Origin of the sequence: Clostridium beijerinckii, assembly GCF_036699995.1 — a bacterium.
GTDB lineage: Bacteria > Bacillota > Clostridia > Clostridiales > Clostridiaceae > Clostridium > Clostridium helianthi.
In genome coordinates this window covers 2,942,621-2,965,646 of record NZ_CP144906.1, presented here as the reverse complement: position 1 = coordinate 2,965,646, position 23,026 = coordinate 2,942,621, and the positions used below count along the sequence as shown (strand labels likewise).

General features: G+C 29.6%; 17 protein-coding genes and 1 other annotated feature. Of the genes, 12 read left to right on the top strand and 5 right to left on the bottom strand.

What is annotated here, in order from left to right:
* The first annotated feature begins 85 nt into the window (after positions 1 to 85).
* The 5 genes from PZA12_RS13720 (at position 86) to PZA12_RS13700 (ending at position 5,993) form a co-directional block, all read left to right on the top strand.
* Positions 86 to 1,183 carry an N-acetylmuramoyl-L-alanine amidase gene (locus tag PZA12_RS13720; protein WP_103699070.1) on the top strand — a complete coding sequence of 366 codons (1,098 nt, stop codon included), beginning with the start codon at positions 86 to 88 and terminating at the stop codon, positions 1,181 to 1,183.
* A gap of 24 nt (positions 1,184 to 1,207) precedes the next feature.
* Positions 1,208 to 2,614, top strand: coding sequence for a DUF5050 domain-containing protein (locus PZA12_RS13715; protein WP_103699071.1), 1,407 nt, complete (start codon positions 1,208 to 1,210; stop codon positions 2,612 to 2,614).
* Positions 2,615 to 3,240: 626 nt separating this feature from the next.
* Positions 3,241 to 4,326 carry a DUF871 domain-containing protein gene (locus PZA12_RS13710; protein WP_103699072.1) on the top strand — a complete coding sequence of 362 codons (1,086 nt, stop codon included), beginning with the start codon at positions 3,241 to 3,243 and terminating at the stop codon, positions 4,324 to 4,326.
* Positions 4,327 to 4,564: 238 nt separating this feature from the next.
* Positions 4,565 to 5,350: a pseudouridine synthase gene (locus PZA12_RS13705; RefSeq protein ID WP_078115458.1), complete on the top strand. Its 786-nt coding sequence runs from the start codon at positions 4,565 to 4,567 to the stop codon at positions 5,348 to 5,350.
* 304 nt (positions 5,351 to 5,654) lie between these two features.
* On the top strand, positions 5,655 to 5,993 hold the full coding sequence (locus tag PZA12_RS13700) for a DUF2500 domain-containing protein (RefSeq protein WP_078115459.1): 339 nt from the start codon (positions 5,655 to 5,657) through the stop codon (positions 5,991 to 5,993).
* A 2-nt stretch (positions 5,994 to 5,995) separates the two neighbouring features.
* On the opposite strand, the gene PZA12_RS13695 is transcribed toward PZA12_RS13700, so the two are convergent.
* Positions 5,996 to 6,787 carry an AraC family transcriptional regulator gene (locus PZA12_RS13695; protein WP_078115460.1) on the bottom strand — a complete coding sequence of 264 codons (792 nt, stop codon included), beginning with the start codon at positions 6,785 to 6,787 and terminating at the stop codon, positions 5,996 to 5,998.
* A gap of 255 nt (positions 6,788 to 7,042) precedes the next feature.
* On the opposite strand from PZA12_RS13695, the gene PZA12_RS13690 reads away from it, so the two are divergent.
* From PZA12_RS13690 to PZA12_RS13675, 4 genes are all read left to right on the top strand, one after another.
* Positions 7,043 to 8,437 (top strand): MATE family efflux transporter, encoded by a 1,395-nt coding sequence (locus PZA12_RS13690; RefSeq protein WP_078115461.1) that lies wholly within the window; start codon positions 7,043 to 7,045, stop codon positions 8,435 to 8,437.
* A 707-nt stretch (positions 8,438 to 9,144) separates the two neighbouring features.
* Positions 9,145 to 10,779 (top strand): tetratricopeptide repeat protein, encoded by a 1,635-nt coding sequence (locus PZA12_RS13685; RefSeq protein ID WP_078115464.1) that lies wholly within the window; start codon positions 9,145 to 9,147, stop codon positions 10,777 to 10,779.
* 591 nt (positions 10,780 to 11,370) lie between these two features.
* A complete protein-coding gene (locus PZA12_RS13680; protein ID WP_078115465.1) occupies positions 11,371 to 12,087 on the top strand; it encodes a CoA transferase subunit A in 717 nt (238 codons plus the stop codon).
* Between the two features lie 11 nt (positions 12,088 to 12,098).
* A complete protein-coding gene (locus PZA12_RS13675) occupies positions 12,099 to 12,752 on the top strand; it encodes a 3-oxoacid CoA-transferase subunit B (RefSeq protein WP_078115466.1) in 654 nt (217 codons plus the stop codon).
* Between the two features lie 172 nt (positions 12,753 to 12,924).
* On the opposite strand, the gene PZA12_RS13670 is transcribed toward PZA12_RS13675, so the two are convergent.
* Positions 12,925 to 15,168, bottom strand: coding sequence for an ABC transporter permease (locus PZA12_RS13670; protein WP_103699073.1), 2,244 nt, complete (start codon positions 15,166 to 15,168; stop codon positions 12,925 to 12,927).
* Positions 15,168 to 15,866 (bottom strand): ABC transporter ATP-binding protein, encoded by a 699-nt coding sequence (locus tag PZA12_RS13665; RefSeq protein WP_103699074.1) that lies wholly within the window; start codon positions 15,864 to 15,866, stop codon positions 15,168 to 15,170. Before PZA12_RS13665 ends, PZA12_RS13670 begins: the two co-directional genes overlap by 1 nt.
* A gap of 519 nt (positions 15,867 to 16,385) precedes the next feature.
* Between PZA12_RS13665 and PZA12_RS13660 the strand changes: the two genes are divergently transcribed.
* Both PZA12_RS13660 and PZA12_RS13655 read left to right on the top strand, forming a co-directional pair.
* Complete coding sequence (locus PZA12_RS13660; protein WP_103699075.1) at positions 16,386 to 17,102, top strand: ferric reductase-like transmembrane domain-containing protein; 717 nt, start codon at positions 16,386 to 16,388, stop codon at positions 17,100 to 17,102.
* A 524-nt stretch (positions 17,103 to 17,626) separates the two neighbouring features.
* A complete protein-coding gene (locus PZA12_RS13655) occupies positions 17,627 to 17,776 on the top strand; it encodes a hypothetical protein (protein ID WP_012058857.1) in 150 nt (49 codons plus the stop codon).
* Between the two features lie 388 nt (positions 17,777 to 18,164).
* Here the strand turns inward: PZA12_RS13655 and ilvN are convergent, their stop codons facing one another.
* Positions 18,165 to 18,470: an acetolactate synthase small subunit gene (gene ilvN, locus PZA12_RS13650; protein ID WP_077844328.1), complete on the bottom strand. Its 306-nt coding sequence runs from the start codon at positions 18,468 to 18,470 to the stop codon at positions 18,165 to 18,167.
* Positions 18,463 to 20,145 carry a biosynthetic-type acetolactate synthase large subunit gene (ilvB, locus tag PZA12_RS13645; protein ID WP_103699077.1) on the bottom strand — a complete coding sequence of 561 codons (1,683 nt, stop codon included), beginning with the start codon at positions 20,143 to 20,145 and terminating at the stop codon, positions 18,463 to 18,465. Before ilvB ends, ilvN begins: the two co-directional genes overlap by 8 nt.
* Before the next feature lie 144 nt (positions 20,146 to 20,289).
* Positions 20,290 to 20,549: a binding site (T-box leader), on the bottom strand.
* 490 nt (positions 20,550 to 21,039) lie between these two features.
* On the opposite strand from ilvB, the gene PZA12_RS13640 reads away from it, so the two are divergent.
* Positions 21,040 to 22,980, top strand: a complete 1,941-nt coding sequence (locus PZA12_RS13640; RefSeq protein ID WP_103699078.1) for an ABC-F family ATP-binding cassette domain-containing protein — start codon at positions 21,040 to 21,042, stop codon at positions 22,978 to 22,980.
* Positions 22,981 to 23,026 lie beyond the last annotated feature (46 nt).

Here is a 23,026-nt window from a genome sequence, read left to right as displayed (position 1 = left end):
TGAATAGTTCAAACAAATTTATGAAAAAATAGAATGAAAAGTCTATATAGGATATAAAGAAAAAATGTAGTGGAGGTAAGTATTTATGAAAAAATTTAAATGTATGGTCTTTGGGATTTTTTTAATCTGTACTTTTATACTACCTTTTTCTTATTGCAATGCAGAAGAAACTACTACTACTACTACGGAAGCTAGTAATAGCAAAGTTTATGACTTACAACAAGATGCTTTTAAATATTATCAAGTTGAACATAAAGGAGCTTTAGGAATTCCAGTGTCCTACTCATGTACAGAATCTGAGGCAGGAGATATTAGAAAATATACCGTGGAGCCTAAGTATTCTGAAAGCATTGACGGAAATAAAGTTGAAATACTTATTTCACATGTTAATGTTACTGGTGCAGCTGATAACTTCGATTCAGTTTTAAAAGACAATAAGTATATAAAGAATATAAAGATAGATAAACTTGATAATAATACAGCAAAAGTTGATATTGAGACTTCTGGAAAACTTAATGTTAAAATAAATCCTGTAAAAAGGAGATATTCTTCCTTAGGGGACAATAAATATGAGTTTAAAACATTTATAGATGTTACATTTGAAGAAAAGGTTAAAGATAATTCGAAAATAATAATTATTGATCCTGGTCATGGAGGCTCAGAGCTTGGAGCAACAGCTAATTTCACTTATGAAAAACAGTTAAATTTGGATATATCTAAAAGAGTAAAAGAAAACCTTGAAAAAGCAGGATATCGTATATATATAACTAGAGATGATGATAGCAATGTTGGATTATTAGATAGAACAGATCCAGCAAATCTTTTGAATGCAGATTTATTTTTCTGTATACACAATAATTCACTTCCATTGGATGTTAATATGCAGTCTGTTTATATGTTTAGGGGAACTACGGTACTATATAATTCTACTGCTCCAAAACCAGGAAGAGAATTTGCAACAATACTCATGAGAGAAGTGTCTAGTGCCATAAAAACTAACACATATCCACTTCAAGATAGACCAAATCTCGCAGTGCTATCATCAGCGTGGTGCCCCGCAGTGCTCATGGAAACGACTGTTGAGTGCGATGATGGTGATGCAAAGATGATGATGCATAGACTAAACAGCCAGAAAGTTGCAGATGCATCACTTAGAGCTGTAAATAAATATTTTATAAAATAAAAAGAATCAGGGGTGGATGTATAGATGTCAAAAAAAGTTATTAATAGACTATTCTCAGTCATTACTATTACATCATTGATTTTTATGACATGTAGTACAAGTGCAAAAGCTGATACAACTGAAACTGATTTTTCACATACAGATTTTGGTACTGTTTCAGGTTTATCAATTGAAAAGCAAAATCCATATGTCGAATATGCAGGAGTTGATCATTATCCAGTGCTAAGTGGTGACACTATCAAGATAAATATGAGTTCCAAGTATGATGGAGATTATTCTGACTACGGCAATTATGATCCGGTTCAGTATAGAGTGTTTATAGCTAAGAGTGAAAATGAAGATTACACAGAATTAACTGATGGATATTCAAATCCAATACCCGCATATAATGAATTTACATTAGAAGATAATAATGCATTAACTGAAGGTAAATATAAAGTTATGATTTTTGTAAAAAAGTCTTCATCTAATGGAACAGATCAAAATTCATATGGAGCTTATGATAAAATATATAATTTTAATTTTACTTGCTACAATAACTCAGATGCACCTAAAAATGACGATTCAAAAATTTCTAATTCATCAGGCAATATTGTAAATGATGGAATGGCTGTAGAAGATAATGATTATATATATTATATAAATAGGGTAGGAGATGTCTATGGAGCAGCTCCTGATTATTTGTACAAAATAAGGAAAAATGATCCGCCTAGAAAGGATATATGTGATTTAAGTTACAATACACAATTAATTCCAAATAGAGTGTGGAATCTTAATCTTGTAGACGACTGGATTTACTACAGTAATTGGAAGGATGCCTTTCATCACAGTATAAATAAAGTTAAAACAGATGGAACAGAGGACACATGCATAGCAAATGAAGCAGTAGGAAATATGTTTGTAGAAGGAAATTGGATATATTATGTTAAAAGAACTAATTCACATTCAATTGATCTAAATAATATATACAAAATATCTTTAGATGGCAGTTGTAGAATTAGACTTAATTCCTCTGCTACAGAGGATATGACTGTAAGCAATGGATGGATATATTACACTAATATATCTGATGGATATAAAATCTACAGAATGAGATTAAATGGAAGTGAGAATACAAAAGTATGTGATGATGAAACTTTATTTATGACTGTTTGTGGAGATACCGTTTTTTATAGCAACAAATCAGATAGTGATAAGTTATATAAAGTAAATGGAGATGGAACAGGAAAAGCTAAGTTATCTAATGACAAAGCTACTTTTATGAATGCGAGCAAAGATTATGTCTATTATGTGAATTATTCAGATAATGAAAATCTTTATAAAATTCCAGTTGGAGGAGGAAGATCTGAAAAGATCACAAACGAATATGGAACTAATATAACAATTTTAGACGATAAAATATTTTTTAACGGTATGTTTTATGATAAATAAATCATATCAATTAAATAGAGGAACACTATATTTAAAATACTTGTTAGTGAAAAGCTATAAGAAAATATAGATAGACCAAGTTGATACATGAATCTATTCTATAGATCTCCGAAATAAGGAGCATGATGATGCAGTTTAGCTTGTCAGACTAAAAGTTTGGGCAGGTTAAAGTGGATATACCCCGCTGCTTAGAACTTTCATGGATATTTTCATAGTTTTTCGTAATTAATATACTTATAATTTTGGTGAGTGATAACACAAATCTAGTTTTAAAGTTGGATATATATAGATAAACAATTCAAGAATTAGACTTATTAGATGAACATATTTACAAATTTTCTAAAACTTTGAGTTCATATCTTCACTAGAAATCATAAATATATTTGTGAAGAAAACATTTGAAAATGAGCTGTTAAAGGTTCTTAGCTGTAGGTTGTTCCAATTTAGCTTGTCAAACTGAAAGTTGGAGCATGCTAAATTGGATACAACCTGCCGCTTAGAAACTTCAGCGATATTTTCATAGCTTTTCGGAACAAAATATTTATGATTTCGGTAAGTTATCACATAGGTTTAGTTTCAAATTTGGATATCTATATAATAAAAATTATAATAAGGGAGATTTTTTAATGAGAAGGCTAGGAATATCAGTTTATCCTATGCACAGTAGTGCAAGAGAAATAGAAGATTATATAAAATTAGCATATAAATATAATTTTAAAAGAATTTTTACATGCCTTTTATCATTTGATGGAAGTAAAGAAGTAATAATAAATAATTTCAAGAAAATAATACAATGTGCAAATGAAAATGATATGGAAGTATTAGCAGATATAAGCCCTAAAGTATTCGATGAACTTGGAATTGATTATAATAATTTAGATTTTTTCAATGAGCTAGGACTCTATGGTATAAGACTTGATCTTGGATTTAGTGGTTTAGAAGAATCTATTATGTCCTTTACAAGTAAGAAATTAAAAATAGAATTAAACATGAGCAATGGGACAAAATATATAGATAATATATTTTCTTATATGCCAAATGCAGATAACATATTAGGATGTCATAATTTTTATCCACACAGATATACAGGATTAAGCTACGAACATTTTATAAAAACCAGCAAGCAGTTCAAAGCGTTAGGAATCAGAACAGCAGCATTTATTTCATCTCACAGTGCAGATCATGGTCCATGGCCTGTAAACGAGGGATTATGCACTCTTGAGATTCATAGAGATCTTCCAATAACAGTTCAAGCAAAGCATTTATGGGCATCTGACTTAATAGATGATGTAATTATTGCAAATGCCTTTGCTAGTGAAGAAGAATTAAAGGCATTAAGTAAAATAGATCCTTATGTTTTGACATTAAATTGTGAGATAAATAAAAATGTACCTGAATTAGAGAAGAAAATAGTTCTTGAGGAATTTCATTTTAACAGAGGAGATGTATCAGATTATTTAATAAGATCAACTCAAAGTAGAGTTAAATATAAAGACCAAAATTTTGAAGTATTTAATACTCCAGATATAAGAAGAGGAGATATTATTATAGAAAGTTCATTATATGGACATTATGCAGGAGAAATGCAGATAGCTAAAAAAACTATGAAAAACTCCGGCAAATCAAATGTAGTAGCAAGAATCGCAGAAGAAGAACTGTTTTTGATTGATACAATAGCTCCATGGCAAAAATTTAAATTAGTAAATAATTAATGAAAAAGATGTTATAATCTATATGGATCAAATTGAAATAGAATATGTATATGTTTTAAAAAGTTTATTATATTGAGATTTACTTTAAACTATGGATATCCAAATTAATAATTATATTTGCAGAATACAATTATTAATTTAGCTTTATTAAATAACAAGTTGAAATTAGGGACAAGTTTCAAGTGATAAGTTAATTAAATTTTTTAGAGTTTTTACAAAGGAAGAGATGTGACGATATATGCGATTAGATAAATTTCTAGCAGAGGCGGCTGTTGGAAGCAGAAAAAATGTCAGAATTTATATTAAAGAAGGCATGGTAAAGGTAAATAAAGAGATGGTAACAGAGCCTGCAATGGAAATTGATGAAAACTGTGATGTCATTGAGTATCTTAATGAGATAATCAACTATGCTGGAAAATTATATTACATGTTTAACAAACCAGCAGGTTGTATTACTGCAAAAACTGATGAGATTCATAAGACAGTATTTGATTTTTTGGGCGAAGCTGGTACGAAAGGAATATTTCATGTTGGAAGGTTAGACAAGGATACAGAAGGATTATTGTTATTTACAAATGATGGAGAATTTGAACATAAGGTAATGTATCCAGAAAAGCATGTTGAAAAAACTTATTTCTTTTGGGCATTAGGTTCTTTGAGCGAAGAAGATAAGAAACAATTAGAACAGGGAACTTTTATTGGACAAGGTAAAATATTAACTAAGCCTGCAAAGATACAAGTAGATAAGTTTGGCATATATGAAGATCTTAAACATGAAATGGCTACCGATAATGTGAACAATATAAACTCAAATCATTGTACACAGCCAGTCATTTCAGGATATCTTACTATTTCAGAAGGACGCAAGCATCAAGTAAAGCGTATGTTAAAATCTGTAGGCTGCTACGTTGTATATTTAAAGAGGATTTCAATTGGTGGACTAGCTTTAGACAAATCACTAGAGAAAGGGCAGTATAGGTCTTTGACAAAGGTAGAAATTCAAAAGGTGTTAGGAAATTTATAAAGGAGCTGATAATTAATAAGCTAAGATTTTTTGCATTTAAAAATCTTAGCTTTAATTTTTAAGAAAATATGTATTATAAATAGAACTTTAATTCATTGAAGTTTATTGCGAAAATTTCCTAGATATTGACTTCATTTTAGCATAAATAATGCTTAATGGGCTAATATATCTAATTTTATGATATAATGGGTATAAAACCGATAAGTATTAAATAAATAAGTTATCAAAATCAAGTTAAAATAAATAAAATGTGTAATTTAAGCTAAAGTAATAGCATTTTAGAAAGATAGGAAGTGGATTAATCATGATTGGATTTCAGCTAATATTTTTTGTTTTTGTGGCTTTTATAATTTTTATAAACATCAGTAAATATATTAAAAATGAAAACTCACCAATTATATCCACTAAGGCGAAATTAATTAAGAAAAAAAGAGAAACGTGCACAAATACAGACAGCAATGGAGTTATGACAACTACCGAAAAGTTAATTTTAGAATTTGAGTTAGACACTGGGAGTGAAATGAAATTTACAGTTGGAAGACGTGTCTTCAAAAACGTTCCAGAACATGAATGGGGAACATTAACTTTTCAAGGCACACGCTTTTTAAAGTTTAACTCATCAAATGGAGTTGTTGAAAAATAGCATCATATACCTGTTCTAAATTTTGTAGGAGTAAGAGCAGTTAGTTCTTTGAAAATTCTATTAAAATTTCTCTGACTTTCAAAGCCACATTCTAAAGCTATAACTGTAACTGGAAGGTCTGTTTCGCTAAGGAGTTTTTGAGCTTTATTTATTCGTAATCTATTTATGTAATCATTAAATTGGTAGCCAATCTTATTTGAAAAAATTCTTGAGAGGTAAAATTTGCTGAAACCTAAATCTTTCGCTATACTATCAAGTGAAATTTTCTCATGGTAATGAATCTCAATGTATTTAAGTAGATTTTGCATTGTACTATTATAAAAGGTGCTACTTTTTTTAAATGTAAAATGCGAATCAAGTTTTCCAAGTATGGTGTATAAAAGCCCTTTAATAACGTATTTGTTATTAACGCTTTTATATTCGTCATGAAGCATATATAAAAGAGGACTTATCCCATCATCTACAATATTTTTTGACATAAATGGATTCTCCAGTGTTTTGTCCATTCGTATACCAAAGAAGCTGCGTGTAAGATCTGGTGAGAAAATAAATAGAATAATATTTGAAAATCCATCACTATTAAAAGTATGTATATCATTGGGGAAACATATAGAAACCTCACCAGCCTTAAGGCAGCGTTGAGTATCGTTTATTGTAACTTCTATAGAGCCTTCAATAACATAAGCTATTTCTACATATGGATGTAAGTGTGGAGGAAAACTGAAATTTTCTAAAATTTTTGAACTAAAAAAGTTTTGATCACCAGATTTATTCGCTTCAAAAAAAGGATACATATAAGACCTCCAAATATTTAATATATATAATTAGTATGTGGATAATTCAATGGTATTACAAGATATTGATAGAAACACAACCCTTACAAAATTCTAAGAAGAGCGATTGTAAAATAATATACACTCAAATTAAATTTAACATAAAAAATATAACATGCACTGCAATATATGTCTATATTGGGTTAATATATTGCCAGCTTAATTTATTAAATCCATGTAATATTGAAGTAAACAAAAGAAGGAGAGTTTTAAATTATGTCTATAAAATATGTACATGATATGACTGAAGGTAATGAAGTTTCCCATATTATAAAATTCACTTGGCCAATGCTTATAGGCAATGTATTTCAGCAGTTTTATAACTTAATTGATTCAATAGTCGTAGGAAAGTTTGTTGGTGCTAATGCTTTAGCAGCAGTAGGTGCTTGTGGATCTCTAAGTTTTCTTTTTTTCTCTGTATGCTTGGGATTGTCTGTTGGTATAGGTATAATCATTTCTCAATATTTTGGAGCTAAGAAGGAAGAACAAGTAAAGAGAGCCATTGCCAATTCAACTTATGTGATTGGCTCATCTGGTGTTGTTATGAGTATATTTGGAGTTATTTTTGCACGTCAAGTTTTACAGCTTTTGAATACACCACCTGAAATCTTAAATGATTCTGTAGCTTTTTTGAGAATAGCATCAGGAGGAATGATAGCTGTAGCAGCATATAATGCTATAGCAGCCATACTTAGAGCATTAGGTGACTCGAGTACACCTTTAGTATTTTTAATTATTTCTTGTGCAATTAATGTTGTCTTAGATTTAATTTTTGTACTAAAATTTGGACTTGGTGTATCAGGTACTGCCTATGCAACTGTTATTTCTCAGGCATGTGCAGCAATTGGCTGCTTAGTATTTGCCTTGATCAAGAATCCATATTTTAAATTGAAAAAAGAACACTGGAAAATAAGTGAATCAATCATAACTAAATGCATAAGGATCGGAGTACCTGTAGCAGCTCAAAACTCACTGATTGCTGTTTCATTGGTAGCGCTTCAGAGTGTAGTAAATGGATTTGGAGAGACAGCTGTTGCAGCATTTACAGCTACTAGCAGAGTAGAACAGCTAATACAGCAGCCATTCAATTCATTAGGGGCAGCTATGTCTACATTTGCAGGTCAAAATATGGGAGCTAATAAACTGGATAGGGTAAAAAAAGGATATCACAAGAGCATTTTAATAGTAGCTGGATTTAGCCTTTTAGCATTTCTTGCAGCCCAATTTGGCGGACAGGCTGTAATGGAAGTGTTTGTTAAAGATGAATCAGTAATAAATCTTGGAGATAAAGCAATAAGGATTACAAGTTGTGCATACTTTCCTCTTGGAATGATTTACGTTACAAGAGGTGTACTAAATGGTACAGGAGATGCATTTTATGCTATGGTTAACGGTTTTGTTGAAGTGGCTGGAAGAGTTGGATTTTCGAGTGGACTAGCTATGATTCCTTTCCTAGGAGTTTGGAGTGTGTGGGTAACAAGTGGACTAACTTGGACTATTACAGCTATAGCAAGCGTAATACGTTACAGGCAAGGTAAGTGGCAAGATAAATCCATAGTTAAACCAGTTGAAAAAACTATAGAGTACAAAAAGTGTGCTGAGGGCAAGTAAATGAATATCCGATAAAATTCTGTAAGCAAAAGAATAACAAATTAAAATAATTTTAGGACAAATATTGACTACAAAAAGGCTGCGTTTTACGTAGCCTTTTTATTTGGATATTTACGCTTTATCTGTGCCATACAGTTAAATATCCCAACTAGAAATAAGAATTATGATTTTTGGGGTCCATTATCTTGGATAAAACTTGTATATATATAAATAATTTAAGAATTTGATTTATTGGATGAACATATTTACAAAGTTACTAAAACATTAAGTTCATATTTTCATGCTTTTTAGAACAAAATGTTTATGATTTCAGTAAGTTATCGCATAAATCTAGCTTTATAGATAACACAATTATAAACTATGAAATATTCTCCGCCTAGAAATGAGTAATATACTTTTGTAGAATGTTTCATTGGTAATTTTGATGGATGTGATTCTTTGGCTATAAGTTGTTGCAAATGTGCTAGTTCAAAGCTTGTTCTTTGAGGCTAGCACTTTGGGTGCAACTTTATAGCCTTAGAATCACCCATTGAAATTACCTAGAAACTGGAACAAAAGTATATTACTCATTTCGATGAGCTATACTCATAAGTATAGATTATAGTTGGTTTATCTATATACATAAATTAATTAAAATAGTATAATCATTCTGTTAATGATATTTTAGTAAAAGTAATTTTTAACTTTACTTTTAGGGAGGAATTGTTTTGTCAGAAAAAAATAAAAAATATAATATAACTAAAGCTTCAAATTCGAAAGTTAACGAGAGTTCAGGAGCTATAGTTGAAGCTGAAAAGCCTTTATCACAGTCAATGTTATGGAAATTGCAGACAGAATTCTTTGCAAACCAAGGGCCAGAGGCTTGGATTAAAGGTATTGTACCACAATATATAACAACTAATCCGTATATCGCAAATCAATACGCTAAAACTGTCTTTGGATATTTGCGAGACTATGTTGCAAGAGAAGATGTAGATAAAAATACCGTTATATATATTATGGAGCTTGCAGCAGGAGTTGGACGATTTACTTATACGTTTCTAAAAAGATTTTTACATATGATTGAAAATTCTTCGTTAAAAGATATAAAGTTTAAATACATAGTAACGGATTTTGCTGAAAGAAATATTGAATATTGGCAGAATCATAGCTTCTTAAGTCCTTATTTCGAAGCTGGAATACTTGATTGTGCAACTTTTGATATATCTAGGGATGATGAAATTAAACTTAGACATAGTGGTGAAGTACTATCAAAAGGGAAAATGAAGAATCCTTTAATTCTATTTGCTAATTATACTTTTGACAGTCTTCCACAAGATACTTTTTATGTTAATAACGGAGAGATTTATGAAGGAGTAATAACAATAACTTCTCCAGACGAAAAAGGAGATCCTAATGATAAATCAATTCTTGCAGGATTAGATTATTATTATACAGATAAAAAAATTGATGGGAATAGTTATTACGAAGATAAGAATTTAAATGATGTTTTGATGCATTACAAAAATTCTTTAGAGGATACAGCATTCTATATGCCTATAATTGGATTAAGATGTATTTCAAGATTAAGAAAGTTATTTAATGATGATGTAATTTTGATATCTGCTGATAAAGGTTATAAGAATGAAGAAAGTATGGATAAAAATTATCATCCATTTTTATCAAAGCATGGATGCATTTCTATGACGGTAAATTTTCATGCTATAGAGTTATATTTTAAAGAACTTGGTGGAAAAGCAATACATAGTATATATGAACACGAAAACATAAATGTGTCTCTATTTATGGTAAGTAATAGTGATAATGATTTTATTGAAACTTCAATGGCTTACAATGAAATTATAGAAAGTGTAGGGCCTGATGATTTCTATATAATGAAAAAAGCAATTATGCCTTTGAGTAACTCCTTGACAACTAAGGAACTTTTGACTTTTCTAAGATTTACAGTATGGGATTCAAGAACTTTGCTTGAGTTATACAATATTTTAATTGAAAGAATAGAAAATGAAGAAAACTTCCCTAAAGATGAACTTGCTGATGCTATCAATAAAGTTTGGGAATACTATTTCCCTATTGGTGAAGAAGGCGACTTAGGATATTATTTTGGTTCTATATTAGGTTATCTTGGCTATGATAATGATGCACTAAAGCTTCTAGAATCTTCACTAGAGTTTTACGGTGAATGCCCAGAAACAAATTACGAAATTGCACTTTGTTATTATAATTTACAACAAATTGATAAGGCCTTAGAGTATACAGAGAAGTCTATTGAATTAGATCCAGATTTTGAACAGGGTAAAAACTTAAAAAATATAATTGAAGATATATTAAGCGATAACTAAAATTTTAATTAAACTTCATTTCTTCTTAAAAACATTCCAATAAACCTTTAAAACTTTTTAAGAATAAATGAGTTTTAGTGATTTAAATAAATACATCTTTAAACAAAAATGTATTCAAACGAAACATTTTTTAAATAAAACAATAAAAAAAGTTAACAATATTCATTTATGAAAAAGTGGGAAGCACAACCGTGAATTTTTATAATTTATTGGAAACATGCGGGTTTAGTGGATTAAAAGATCATTATAAAAACAGATGTGAATTAGGAAAAATTATTCTAATTCACATCTGTTTTTTTACTCAAGAGCTTAGTAAAATTCAAATCAATTATTTTATTTAATAAACTTATAACGCATTATGTTATATAAATTGAAAATGGTAATTCTTATATACTTCCATATGTTATAAAATATTTTATAAAAACTTATTAGACGTTATGCTTTCGATTTTTGGATTTAGTTGGAATATAAATTCATAAATAATAATATTATTATAACAGCTAAATTTCTAAAAGGGATAATTGCTCTTAAATAATAAACTTTCTTTAATAATTGATAGCATATTATAAAAATCTGGAGGTGTATAGAGAAATGACAAAGATTAAGACAGTACAGGAAGCAGTAAAAAATATTAAAGATGGCATGAAGATAATGACAGCAGGTTTTTTAGGAGTGGGTGCTCCATTAAAGATGATAGACGCGCTAGCGAATACAAATATTAAAGATCTTACACTTATTCAAGCTGTATCAGCTCAACCAGGAGAGACTCATGATGTTGGTAAGCTCATAGCAAATAAACAAATAAAAAAATTTGTAGGGGCACATATTGGTACTTGCCCTGAAGCACAAGAACAATATAATGCAGGCACATTAGAAGTAGAATTTATACCTATGGGAACCATAGTTGAATGTATACGGGCTGGTGGCGCTGGACTTGGCGCAGTTATAACACCAACTGGACTTGGTACAGAAATCGAGAAGGGAAGAGATAAACTTAGTGTAGATGGAAGGGAATATTTAGTATTTCCAGCTATAAAAGCAGACGTTGCATTAATTAAAGGCTATAAAGCTGATAAGTTCGGAAATATTGTATATAGAGGAACAACAAAAGGGACAAATACAAGTATGGCACTTGCTGCTGATTTAGTTATAGCTGAAGTGGATGAAATCGTTGAGGTGGGCGAAATCCCTCCTGATAGTGTTGGAACACCGGGTATATTAGTAGATATAATAGTTCAAGGTGATTCTTTTGAAGATAGAAGAAAATATTTTGAAGATTTATGGATAAGAACTAATAAAATGAGATAGGGGTGAAAATGATGAATGGTAAAGAGATAATTGCAAGAAGAATCGCAAAAGAGTTTAAAGAAGGAATGGTTGCTAATTTAGGATTTGGTATACCTAATATGGCGGCTAATTATTTACCAAAAGGAATGGAAATAACATTACAATGTGAAAATGGCGCATTGAAGTTTGGCGCAACTCCAAAGATAGGAGAATCTGACCCAGATCTAGCTAATTCAGGTGGATCTCCAATCACTTTACTACCAGGATCATCAACCTTTGATATGGATTTATCTTTTGCAATAATAAGAGGTGGACATGTTGACATAACTGCATTAGGAGCTTTAGAGGTAGATCAAGAAGGAAATATTGCAAATTGGCAAATTCCTGGAGTTTTTTCGCCTGGTATGGGAGGCGCAATGGATCTTTTAGTGGGAGCTAAATATGTAATAGCTGCATTAAGCCATAATGATAAAAAAGGGAATCCAAAAGTATTGAAGAAATGTACATTACCTTTATCGGCTGCCAAATGTGTTAATCTAATAATTACAGATAAGGCGGTTATGAAAGTTACAGATAAAGGATTAGTTCTAATAGAAGTAGCACCAGATTTAACTGTTGATGAAGTGGTGAAAACAACAGATGCCGATTTAATAATAGCTGATAATGTTAAGGAAATGGAAATATAAATCTGAAGTAAAAGTTGTTTCTATCCTTGCTTGCTATGAGCTTTCTTTCGTGCATTCAGGGATGGTCTGTTAATCAGTTACTAGAATTTTATAATTATCTTTCTAGAAGCTGCGTAACAGACCATCTTATCTTTTGATAACCTATACTATATAAAAAAGCATATTATTATGTTTATTCTACTCTAGATTTCAATGCTTCAGCCATTGAAATTTTGTTTATCTTTTTCCTACTAAGTAATTTCGAGAGTTCAAAAGTTAAGTATATTATGACGAAACCAATTATAATATAGATATAATCAAGTGTTACTGGAAAAGATATGCTCATTTCTTTTGTCATTGATTTAAATAGTGCAGTTAAGGAACCAAGTAGGAGAGGTACTCCTAGTATGTAACCAAGCACAACTATAAACCTGGAACTATTTAAAATTAATGAGTAAATCTCTTTTTTTCTATAACCTAAAACCTTTAAAAGAGAAATATTATCTTTATTTTCCTCTATAGTTAGAGAAGTAACAACATATATTACAATAAGCCCGATTATAAAGGATATGAAAGCTATACTTCCTATTATTGCTTGGAGCGGTTTTGTCATTGTATCAAAGGCTTTTTTCATATCATCAACAGTTACAATTGTTAAAAGTTTATTTTCTGGAATGTCTATTTTTTCCGTGCTCCATAATCCAATATAACTTCCAGAAGGGAAGCCAATCATACTATTAAGACTGTCTAATGGCATATAAATATATTGGCCTACAAACGTTTCCGCAATGCTATCAACTGTTATGCTGTATTCTTTTGAATCCAATCTATTAATTACTTTTAATGTATCTTTGGGCGCTATATTAAGCTTATCAGCTAAAGGTCTTGTAACGATGATTCTATCAGGTTCCAATATATTACCTGATCTATCCTTAAATGAAATATATTTAGAATCTGTACTTACGCCATATACTGTAAAATTAGTTTTATCATCATGTTTCATTGAAAATGGCATTTCCAAGAAAGGTTCTCCTTTTTCTGGCTCACCATTTTGGATAGAGTTAAATACATAATGATAATTATACTTAAAGGCTTCATTAAAGGATTCTTTAAGTAAGGAGTCCATTGAGCTCTTAGATGCAAAGCCCATGAGCAGCAGCATTGCTGACATAACTATGCCAAGTAACAGAAATATGCTTCTAGGTATGCTTCTTAGGAGCTCACGTATTTTAAATTTAGTATTAAAATTGAATCTTTCAAGGTTTACTTTTCTTTCTAAGAAACCAATCTTATTCTTTTCAGCCCCACCTCGCATTAGCTGTATTGGTGAATTTTTTAGGGATTTATTAACTACAAAGTAACTGCAGATTACTAAGAAGAAAATTGGAAGTAAAATGCTTACTATAATATAGCTTATATCATAGCTTAAAGAGCCTACTGGAATATTAAAGAATGACACATAATAGTTCATCATAGGTCTTAAGGCTAGTAATCCAAGGAGAGTTCCTAGGATACCGCCTACAAGTGCAATGATTATTGGGTATAGGAGATAATGCTTCATAATCTCTTTTTTTCTATACCCCAAGGCATAAAGAGTTCCTATAACAACAGCTTCTCTCTTTAACATTCTATACATAACAATTCCAGTTAATATGCAGGTTAAAAGAAGTACAGCTATAGGCATGGAAGAACTCATTTTATCAATGCCAGAAAGCTTTGCTGTAAAATATGTAATTCTTGGATTGTCACTTGTATTCATCCAGCTGAGAAGAATAATATTTTCATTTCTTAGATAATCTTTAAACTCTGATATCTTGCTATCTATATTACTTCTATCGCCATTAAATCTTATTGAATAAGAAACATTGCCTTTATTTAAACTATTAAAGTCCTCTTTACTTATAACAGCTACTCCAAAGTTGCTTGGATCATTCATTATGTCTGATTCGCTTTTTAAGGGATAGATATAGTTAGGAAGAGACATAAAACCTGATATTATAAAATTCCTATCATTAATTTCTATGCTATCTCCAATATCTAATTTGTTAGCTCTTCCATATGATGGATCTATTAGAATCTCACCACTATTTAGAGCTTTTCCTTGAATTATAGCAGGGATATTAACCTCATTATTTTGACTGAATATTCTTAGGGTTTTATCTTCTGATACCAAGTAGTCAAATGACTTTGTTTCCTCAATACTCATATTAAATTTTGTTTCCAGAGCTTTAATATTATTTATTCTTGGAATAGCTGTAAAACTTGAATCTTCTTGATTATAATCTTTTTCAAAGGAAGAAGATAGTTTTGTAAGATTTCTCGAAACCAAGTTAAACATTGTAAAAAGCAGACAGCTAAAAACGATAAGTAGTAATGAGCCCATATATTGTGATTTGCTTTCCAGCATGTTTCGTTTGATTTTTTTATTAATAATCATTACCACTCAATCCTTTCTGCAGGCATTGCGATGCTGTTAACTGTACTCTCTACAATTTCGCCGCTTCTAACCCTATAAACCTTATTGGCCATAGCACTAATTGCAGTGTTATGAGTTATCATAAGTATTGTTGTGCCAAACTCTTTGTTTACCTTTTGAAGAAGCTTTAAAATTTCTCTTGATGTTGAAAAATCTAGGGCACCTGTTGGTTCATCGCACAGCAAAAGAGTAGGATTTTTAACTATAGCTCTTGCAATAGAAACTCTTTGCTGCTCACCGCCACTAAGTTCCCTTGGGAATCTATGCTTTTTATCAAGCATATCCACAGCTTTCAGTACTTCGTCAATATTAAGCGGTGATTTGCTTATATTTGAAACAACTTCTATATTTTCAACTACTGTAAGATTAGGTATTAGATTGTAAAATTGAAATATGAATCCGATATTTTCTCGCCTATAATCTGTAAGCTTATTGTCATTTAGTTTAGTAATGTCTATGTTATCAACTGAAACAATACCTGAATCACATCTGTCAATTCCTCCTATAATATTAAGAAGTGTTGATTTTCCAGAACCAGAAGGCCCTAGTATTACTCCTATCTCACTTTTATCTAAACTTATATCGGTACCTTTTAAGACAGTAGTAGTTATATCACCCGTATTATAGCTTTTTCTTAAATTTTCAACTTTTAAAAACATTATTTATATTCTCCCATCATTAAAGTTCTGTTAATTTGAGATATCTTTTTTATGCTTCTAGTAAATAAAACATATTTCTTTAGACATAGTGTTCACTTAATAGCAAGGCCTTATTCAATATAAAGACGGTTTTGTAGACTTGCTAACACAACCAGCTCTAGGACTTATTATTGATGAAGATAAAGTAAAATAAGTTGCCATGGAAGGTCTTAACTGGTCTAATCCAAATTGGAAAAATTATGATGGAACAAAAGCTAAATGGTAGAATAATATAAGTTATATAGGAAATAAGATTAAGGGATAACTATAATAATTATGGTTATCTCTTTTTCAATGTAATAGTGCACCAACATATACCTAATTTAAATCAATATATAAGAAAAGTGATTATAATTTCATTCTACTTTATTTCCTAGCCATCAGATAAAATAAAGATTGCTAAATCTTGACGTAATAGCCATGATAAAATATAATTGTTAGTGATATTCATTATCAATAGTGATTATAAGGAGTAGAAATATGATCTTTATTTGCACATTAATTCTAGTAACGATTTTATCATTACTTTTAACATCATCTATTAAGAAGCATTATTATCTTTATTATTCGCTGGCAACGGGTATTGCGATAATTACATCATTTTATGAAATACTACGAATAACATCTAACGCAAAGCTTGAAGGGGTTATTCTAACCCTTGAAAAAACTTCAATAAGAGGATTGATATCAGTATCATTTTTTATATTAGTAATGTATGCAGGAGCTTTAAATCAAAAATGGACAATAACAAAAAAATTACGCAGCATTAGAGCAGAATTAGCAATTATAGGTGCAATCATGCTGTTACCTCATGGAATAGTATATTTTATTCGATTTATAATACTCAAGCTTCCTAAAATCACTAATGAAGGTTCGTTTCCTGTATTATACTTAAGCTATATAGCAGTTGGACTCATTGGATTTATTATAATGATACCATTAGTTATTACCTCATTTAAGAAAATAAGACGTAAAATGCAAGGAAAGCAATGGAAGAGGATTCAAAGATGGGCGTATTTGTTTTACTTTTTAGCATATCTTCATGTTTTACTTATACTTTTAAATGAAAAGGAAATAGATTGGGTAAGGTTAAGCAGTTACACCATAGTGTTTATTAGCTATATGGGTTTAAAGTTATTAAAAAACAAAGAAATCAATATAGCAAAACCATTTAAATTAAGTAAAATGAACAACTAATATTTAATATAAATTTATGTAGTGAAAATATCAATGTCTCTATAATCGAGTTTGTGATATTTTCTTATCATATTTAGAAAACAGCAACAAACATAAGAGTATTCAATTTAATTATATAATCAATTATTTATCTTTATTGAAATAATTTTAATGTTTTATTGAATAATTAAATAAATGTTTCTTATATATTAGTTTATATCTTACTTATTTTCGAACAAGCACTTTATATGAACAAATATGTAGAAAAATAACTGATATAAACTTGAAGTTGTTTTCACATAAAGACAATAATTTACAAGAAAATAAGTTATAATGTCAAATGAGAAAATACAATGGCTATTTGCATAATAAGTTTATCCCTAATTTCGAGCTAATTTAAATTTTAACACTTTGTAATATTATATTAAGGAATTATTAACATAATCTAAAGATAATAAACAGAGATTTATAGTAACATATAAACATGAAAAAGCTGTACTAAGAGATTTAGAAATAAAACAATATTAAGGCGGTGATTTTATTTTATGAAAGATGTAAATGTAGATACAATCAAAGAAACAATAAAATATCTTCCTGAAGATGAACAAGAGATAATATTACATTTGACAGAAATATTTGAAGGCGAAGAAGAAAATATTAATGAATATGTTAAAAATGAATTAATAGGTGAATAAATTAAATATTAGTAGCTATTTTTATTTTTTGGGGTATGTATTTATTAGGTTCATTTAATTAAAATAGAAATAGAAGAACTAAATTAGTTAATATATAACCTAAGATTTAAAAGCTAATGTTTATGTACATTAGCTTTTTATATAATATCTTTTTTAAATAGTATATAAAGCAGATAAAAATAGTCTTGTATAAATTTTAAAACTATGTTAATATTAATTTACACAATGCTAACATTATACTCCCAAGATAATTACAAACTTTCTTATAGAGCGGTTCATTTAATAAGGATAATAAACAGTAGAGATATTGTTTATTATCCTTATTTTTATTTCTGAATTAAAACTAAGTTTTATTTACTATTCTAAGCTTAAGTTATAGAATCAAATCTCAAATATCCTCTTGTTTAAGTTTTAGTACTTTATTTAAGTTTTCAAATACAGACTGATCATAATCTTGGTGTACTGAAACTTCAATAACATCATAGAGTTTTTCTAGTTGCTTTATTATTTGATCAAGCACAGAATCATTTTTAACAAGTAAATACATTTTGCTTGTAGAACCATCACCTATTTGTGCACATAAAATTCCTTCTAAATTAAATGCTCGTCTTGCAAAAAGCCCAGTTATGTGGCTCATAACACCAGAATGGTTTCTAACATGTAGCTCTATAAGATAAAAATTAGTATTAATCATTTAAATTTTCACCACCAATCATATCTATATTTGATTTACCAGGAGGAACCATTGGAAGTACATTTTCAGTTTCCTCAATAGGTATATTTATTACACAAGGTCCCTCAACAGTTAACAATTCTTTTAATTTTTCTAAAGGTTTTTCCTCATTACCTAAATCACAAGATTGTATTCCAAAGCCTTCTGCTATCATTTTGAAGTTAGGGTTTGATATAAATTTTGATGCTATATAGTGTTCATTATAAAACAACTGTTGCTGCTGACGTACTAGTCCTAAATGATGATTATTCAAAATAATTACTTTTATATTCAAATTAAAGTCAGCAAGGGTAGCTAGTTCCTGAATATTCATTAAAATAGATCCATCACCACAGAATGAAATTATAGTCTTATCTTTATTGGCCAATGCAGCACCTATAGCTACTGGAAGTCCAAATCCCATAGTTCCAAGACCACTAGAAGTTAGTAAAGCCTTTGGTAATTTAAAAGGGTATCTTTGAGCTACCCACATTTGATGCTGCCCAACATCAGTAGTAATAACTGCATCACTAGGAACTATGTTTCCTACAAAAGGAATTATATTAGCAGGATGCAGTATGTTTTTATAAGAAGGGAGTGGATATTTAGATTTAAAGCATTTAACTCTTTCCCTCCAAGTATTTCGACCTTTACTTTCAATATGTGGAAGTATATCTTCTAAGAAGTCATCAACATTTGCGATCATAGATAAACTACTGGTTTTAACTTTATTTATTTCAGATGGATCAATATCAATATGAATTATAGAAGCATTAGGACAAAACTTTTCTATATTACCTGTAGCTCTATCATCAAACCTTACTCCTAGGGCCAAAATTAAGTCAGCTTCGTTTAGAAGATAATTTGTATATGGTGCGCCATGCATTCCAAGCATTCCAATACTCAATTCATCATCACAAGGAAAAGCACCAAGTCCCATAAGACTTAAAGAAACTGGTATATTATTTTTCTTTGCAATTTTATATAAGTTGGATGAAGCGTTTGAATTAACTACACCTCCACCTGCATAAATTATAGGCTTCTTTGAAGCATTGATTAATTCAGCTATGCAATAAAGCGTAGAGCTTTTTATTTGCTCTCTTTTTGGTAGATTTTCAGATGCAATTTCAGAAGGAAAGTCTTCTAAGTCTATAAATTCATTCTGAATATTCTTAGGAATATCAACAAGCACTGGTCCAGGTCTTCCTTCTAAAGCTATTTTGAAAGCTTCTTTTATAACTGTAAAAAGTTCATGTATGTTCCTAATTAAGAAATTGTGTTTAGTAATTGGAATTGTTAATCCATAAGCATCAACTTCTTGAAAGGCATCAGTACCTATTGCTGATAGAGGAACCTGACCTGTTATAGCAACAAGAGGAATTGAATCAAGTTTAGCATCTGCAATAGCAGTTAAAAGATTAGTTACTCCAGGGCCAGAAGTTGCAAAGCATACCCCAACTTTATTTGTACTTCTTGAAATGCCTTGTGCAATAAATCCAGCGCCTTGTTCGTGACGGGCTAATATATGTTTGATTTTTTTGCTTTTATATAAAGCATCATAAAGTGGGAGATTAAATCCTCCTGGAATGCCTGATATATATTCTACTCCTTCGTTCTCTAATAATTTAATAACTATTTCAGCACCATTATATTTCAAAGAAATCACTCCTTACATAAATATCTTAGAATATTTCATTATCATTTATTGATTAAATAAAAGTTCGATTTTATTACTTTTTGATTACTTGATATAAGATTAAATATTATTTTGTGTAAAAAAAAACTCCCAATCCTATAAATATTATAGGACGAAGAGATAATCACCGCGGTACCACCTAATTTTGTATAATCAAATACACACTTATTAATAATACGGGTTAAAGAACCGATATTATTGTCCTTTTAACGGTAGACAATCCGTTTAATTCTACTCTCTAACAATTAAGATTTCGATTAAAAACTCCAAGGCTACATTCCATATATACATCATGAGAATTTCCAGCAATTATTCTCTCTCTTTATTTCAGTAATATATGTACTCTTCCTCTTCACAGTTTTTAAATTATATAGGTTTGTATAAATTATAGTAAAAAGCTATAAGCATTGTCAATAATTTTTTGAAAATTCTGCAAAATTAATAATTATGAAAACAATAATTAAGAAATTGATGTAAATAGAAATAAAAAAAAGTAAAATAGTATATCGTTTACATACGGACTGTGTTATAATAAATATATAATCAGATCCATATTAAAGGGGGAATAATTATGCTAGGAATAGTAATTTTTGTTTGTGCTTTATTGATTGGTTGTAATGCTTTTTATAATACAGAAGATAATGAAGAAAGATATGAAATCTCAAGTCAAAATCTTAAAAAAAATAAATGAATCATTAATATATACAGTAATTATTTGAAACAAGATATGTTACTTTTAGACTATCTATATTATATAGGTAGTCTTTTTTTGTTTAAATTCAATCTAAATTTCTGTTTATGAGCATCCTATGTTAAAATAGTATGTATATAATCACATAAAGGAGTTTAAAATTAATGAATATAATTACTTTGGAAAATATAAGCAAGAATTATAGTGATAAAATATTATTGAATAATGTTTCACTAGGAATTAATGATGGAGATAAAATTGGTTTAATTGGAATAAATGGTGCTGGTAAATCAACATTTTTAAAAGTAGTTTCTGGCCGAGAGGAATTTTTCGATGGAAATATAGTAAAGGGTAAAAATGTTAGAATTGAATATCTTGATCAGAATCCTTTATTTGATGAAGATGCAACTGTTTTAGAACAAATTTTTAAAGGTGACACTAAAGAAATGAAACTTTTAAAAAGATATGAGGAGTTATTAGATAAGATCAATAGTTGCAATGGTGAAAACTTTGATTCTTTAAATAATGAATTACTTAAGGTTCAAAGTGAAATTGACTCCTTAAGCTTATGGGATATGGAGAGTGAAGCAAAGACAATTTTAAATAAACTTGGAATAAAGAATTATTCAGAAAAGGTTGGAAACTTATCTGGAGGACAAAAGAAGAGAATAGCACTTGCTTGTTCACTTATAACACCATGTGATCTTCTTATATTAGATGAGCCTACCAATCATCTAGATTCAGATTCAATTGAATGGCTTGAAGAGTTCCTAAATTCTAGGAAAGGCGCTCTTTTGATGATCACTCATGATAGATATTTCTTAGACAGAGTTACAAATAGAATTATTGAATTGGACAGAGGAAATTTATATACTTATCCTGGAAATTATACTGCATTCCTTGAAAAGAAGATTGAAAGAATTGAAGTAGAACAATCACAAGAAGAAAAGAAAAACGCTCTTATAAGAAACGAATTAAAATGGGTTAGACGTGGTGCTAAAGCCAGAACTACTAAGCAAAAGGCAAGACTTCAAAGATTTGACGAGTTAGTAAGCGAAGAAAGCATTAAAAGACAGGAAGATGTAGATATATCATTTGTTGGTTCTAGGCTTGGAAAAAAAGTAGTTGAATTATACGATATCTCTAAGTCATTTGGAAGTAAAGTTATAATTAAAGACTTTAATTATATATTTTTGAGAAATGATAGAATTGGTATCATTGGAGAAAATGGGGCTGGAAAAACAACTTTAGTTAATATTCTTAGAGGCAGACTTCCTATAGATAGTGGAAAAATTGAAATTGGTGATACAGTTAAGATAGGGTGCTTTGCACAAGACAACAGCAATATGGATCCTAAGCTAAGAGTAATTGATTATGTTAAAGAAGGTGGAGAATACATACCTGTAGAAGATGGGACTAAAATAATGGCTTCTACTATGTGTGAAAGATTTCTATTCGATAGCACTATGCAGTATACTCCGATTGAAAAATTATCTGGTGGGGAAAGAAGAAGACTTCATCTTTTAAGAGTATTAATGGAATCACCTAACTTTTTAATACTAGATGAGCCTACTAACGATTTAGATATCGAAACATTAAAAATATTAGAAGACTTTTTAGATAAATTTATGGGTGTAATCATTGTTGTATCCCATGATAGATATTTCTTAGATAGAATTTGTACGAAGATATTCTCTTATGAAGGAAATGGGTATATCAAGGAGTATAACGGTAACTATAGCGACTTTTTGATTTCAAAAGAAATTGAGAAGATTAAATCTGTTGAGTCAAATGATAAAAGTGGCAATGAATTTGCAGCAGATAAAGGAAAGGGATTTAAAGAAAAAACTAAAGATAATAAACCTAAGTTTACTTTTAAAGAGCAAAAAGAATATGAAACTATAGATGAAGATATTGCTAAGCTCGAAGAAAAAATCAACTCTTTAGAAAAGGAAATGGCAAAGAATGCTTCAAACTATGGGAAACTAAATGAATTGATGCATGAAAAAGAAGAAGTACAAAGTGAACTAGATAATAAATATGAGCGATGGGAATATCTAAATGAAATCGCTGAAGCAATTGAAGAATTCAAAAATAATAACTAAATATAATTTTAAAAGGAGGATATGGGATTATTTTTAAATTACTAAT

Excerpts from the sequence above, each read along its gene's own strand:
- PZA12_RS13640 (WP_103699078.1), top strand. The coding sequence starts at position 21,040 with ATGAATATAATTACTTTGGAAAATATAAGCAAGAATTATAGTGATAAA.
- PZA12_RS13710 (WP_103699072.1), top strand. The coding sequence starts at position 3,241 with ATGAGAAGGCTAGGAATATCAGTTTATCCTATGCACAGTAGTGCAAGA.
- PZA12_RS13700 (WP_078115459.1), top strand. The coding sequence starts at position 5,655 with ATGATTGGATTTCAGCTAATATTTTTTGTTTTTGTGGCTTTTATAATT.
- PZA12_RS13705 (WP_078115458.1), top strand. The coding sequence starts at position 4,565 with ATGCGATTAGATAAATTTCTAGCAGAGGCGGCTGTTGGAAGCAGAAAA.
- PZA12_RS13660 (WP_103699075.1), top strand. The coding sequence starts at position 16,386 with ATGATCTTTATTTGCACATTAATTCTAGTAACGATTTTATCATTACTT.
- PZA12_RS13675 (WP_078115466.1), top strand. The coding sequence starts at position 12,099 with ATGAATGGTAAAGAGATAATTGCAAGAAGAATCGCAAAAGAGTTTAAA.
- PZA12_RS13680 (WP_078115465.1), top strand. The coding sequence starts at position 11,371 with ATGACAAAGATTAAGACAGTACAGGAAGCAGTAAAAAATATTAAAGAT.
- PZA12_RS13715 (WP_103699071.1), top strand. The coding sequence starts at position 1,208 with ATGTCAAAAAAAGTTATTAATAGACTATTCTCAGTCATTACTATTACA.
- PZA12_RS13695 (WP_078115460.1), bottom strand. The coding sequence starts at position 6,787 with ATGTATCCTTTTTTTGAAGCGAATAAATCTGGTGATCAAAACTTTTTT.
- PZA12_RS13720 (WP_103699070.1), top strand. The coding sequence starts at position 86 with ATGAAAAAATTTAAATGTATGGTCTTTGGGATTTTTTTAATCTGTACT.
- ilvN (WP_077844328.1), bottom strand. The coding sequence starts at position 18,470 with ATGATTAATACTAATTTTTATCTTATAGAGCTACATGTTAGAAACCAT.
- PZA12_RS13670 (WP_103699073.1), bottom strand. The coding sequence starts at position 15,168 with ATGATTATTAATAAAAAAATCAAACGAAACATGCTGGAAAGCAAATCA.
- PZA12_RS13665 (WP_103699074.1), bottom strand. The coding sequence starts at position 15,866 with ATGTTTTTAAAAGTTGAAAATTTAAGAAAAAGCTATAATACGGGTGAT.
- PZA12_RS13655 (WP_012058857.1), top strand. The coding sequence starts at position 17,627 with ATGAAAGATGTAAATGTAGATACAATCAAAGAAACAATAAAATATCTT.
- PZA12_RS13690 (WP_078115461.1), top strand. The coding sequence starts at position 7,043 with ATGTCTATAAAATATGTACATGATATGACTGAAGGTAATGAAGTTTCC.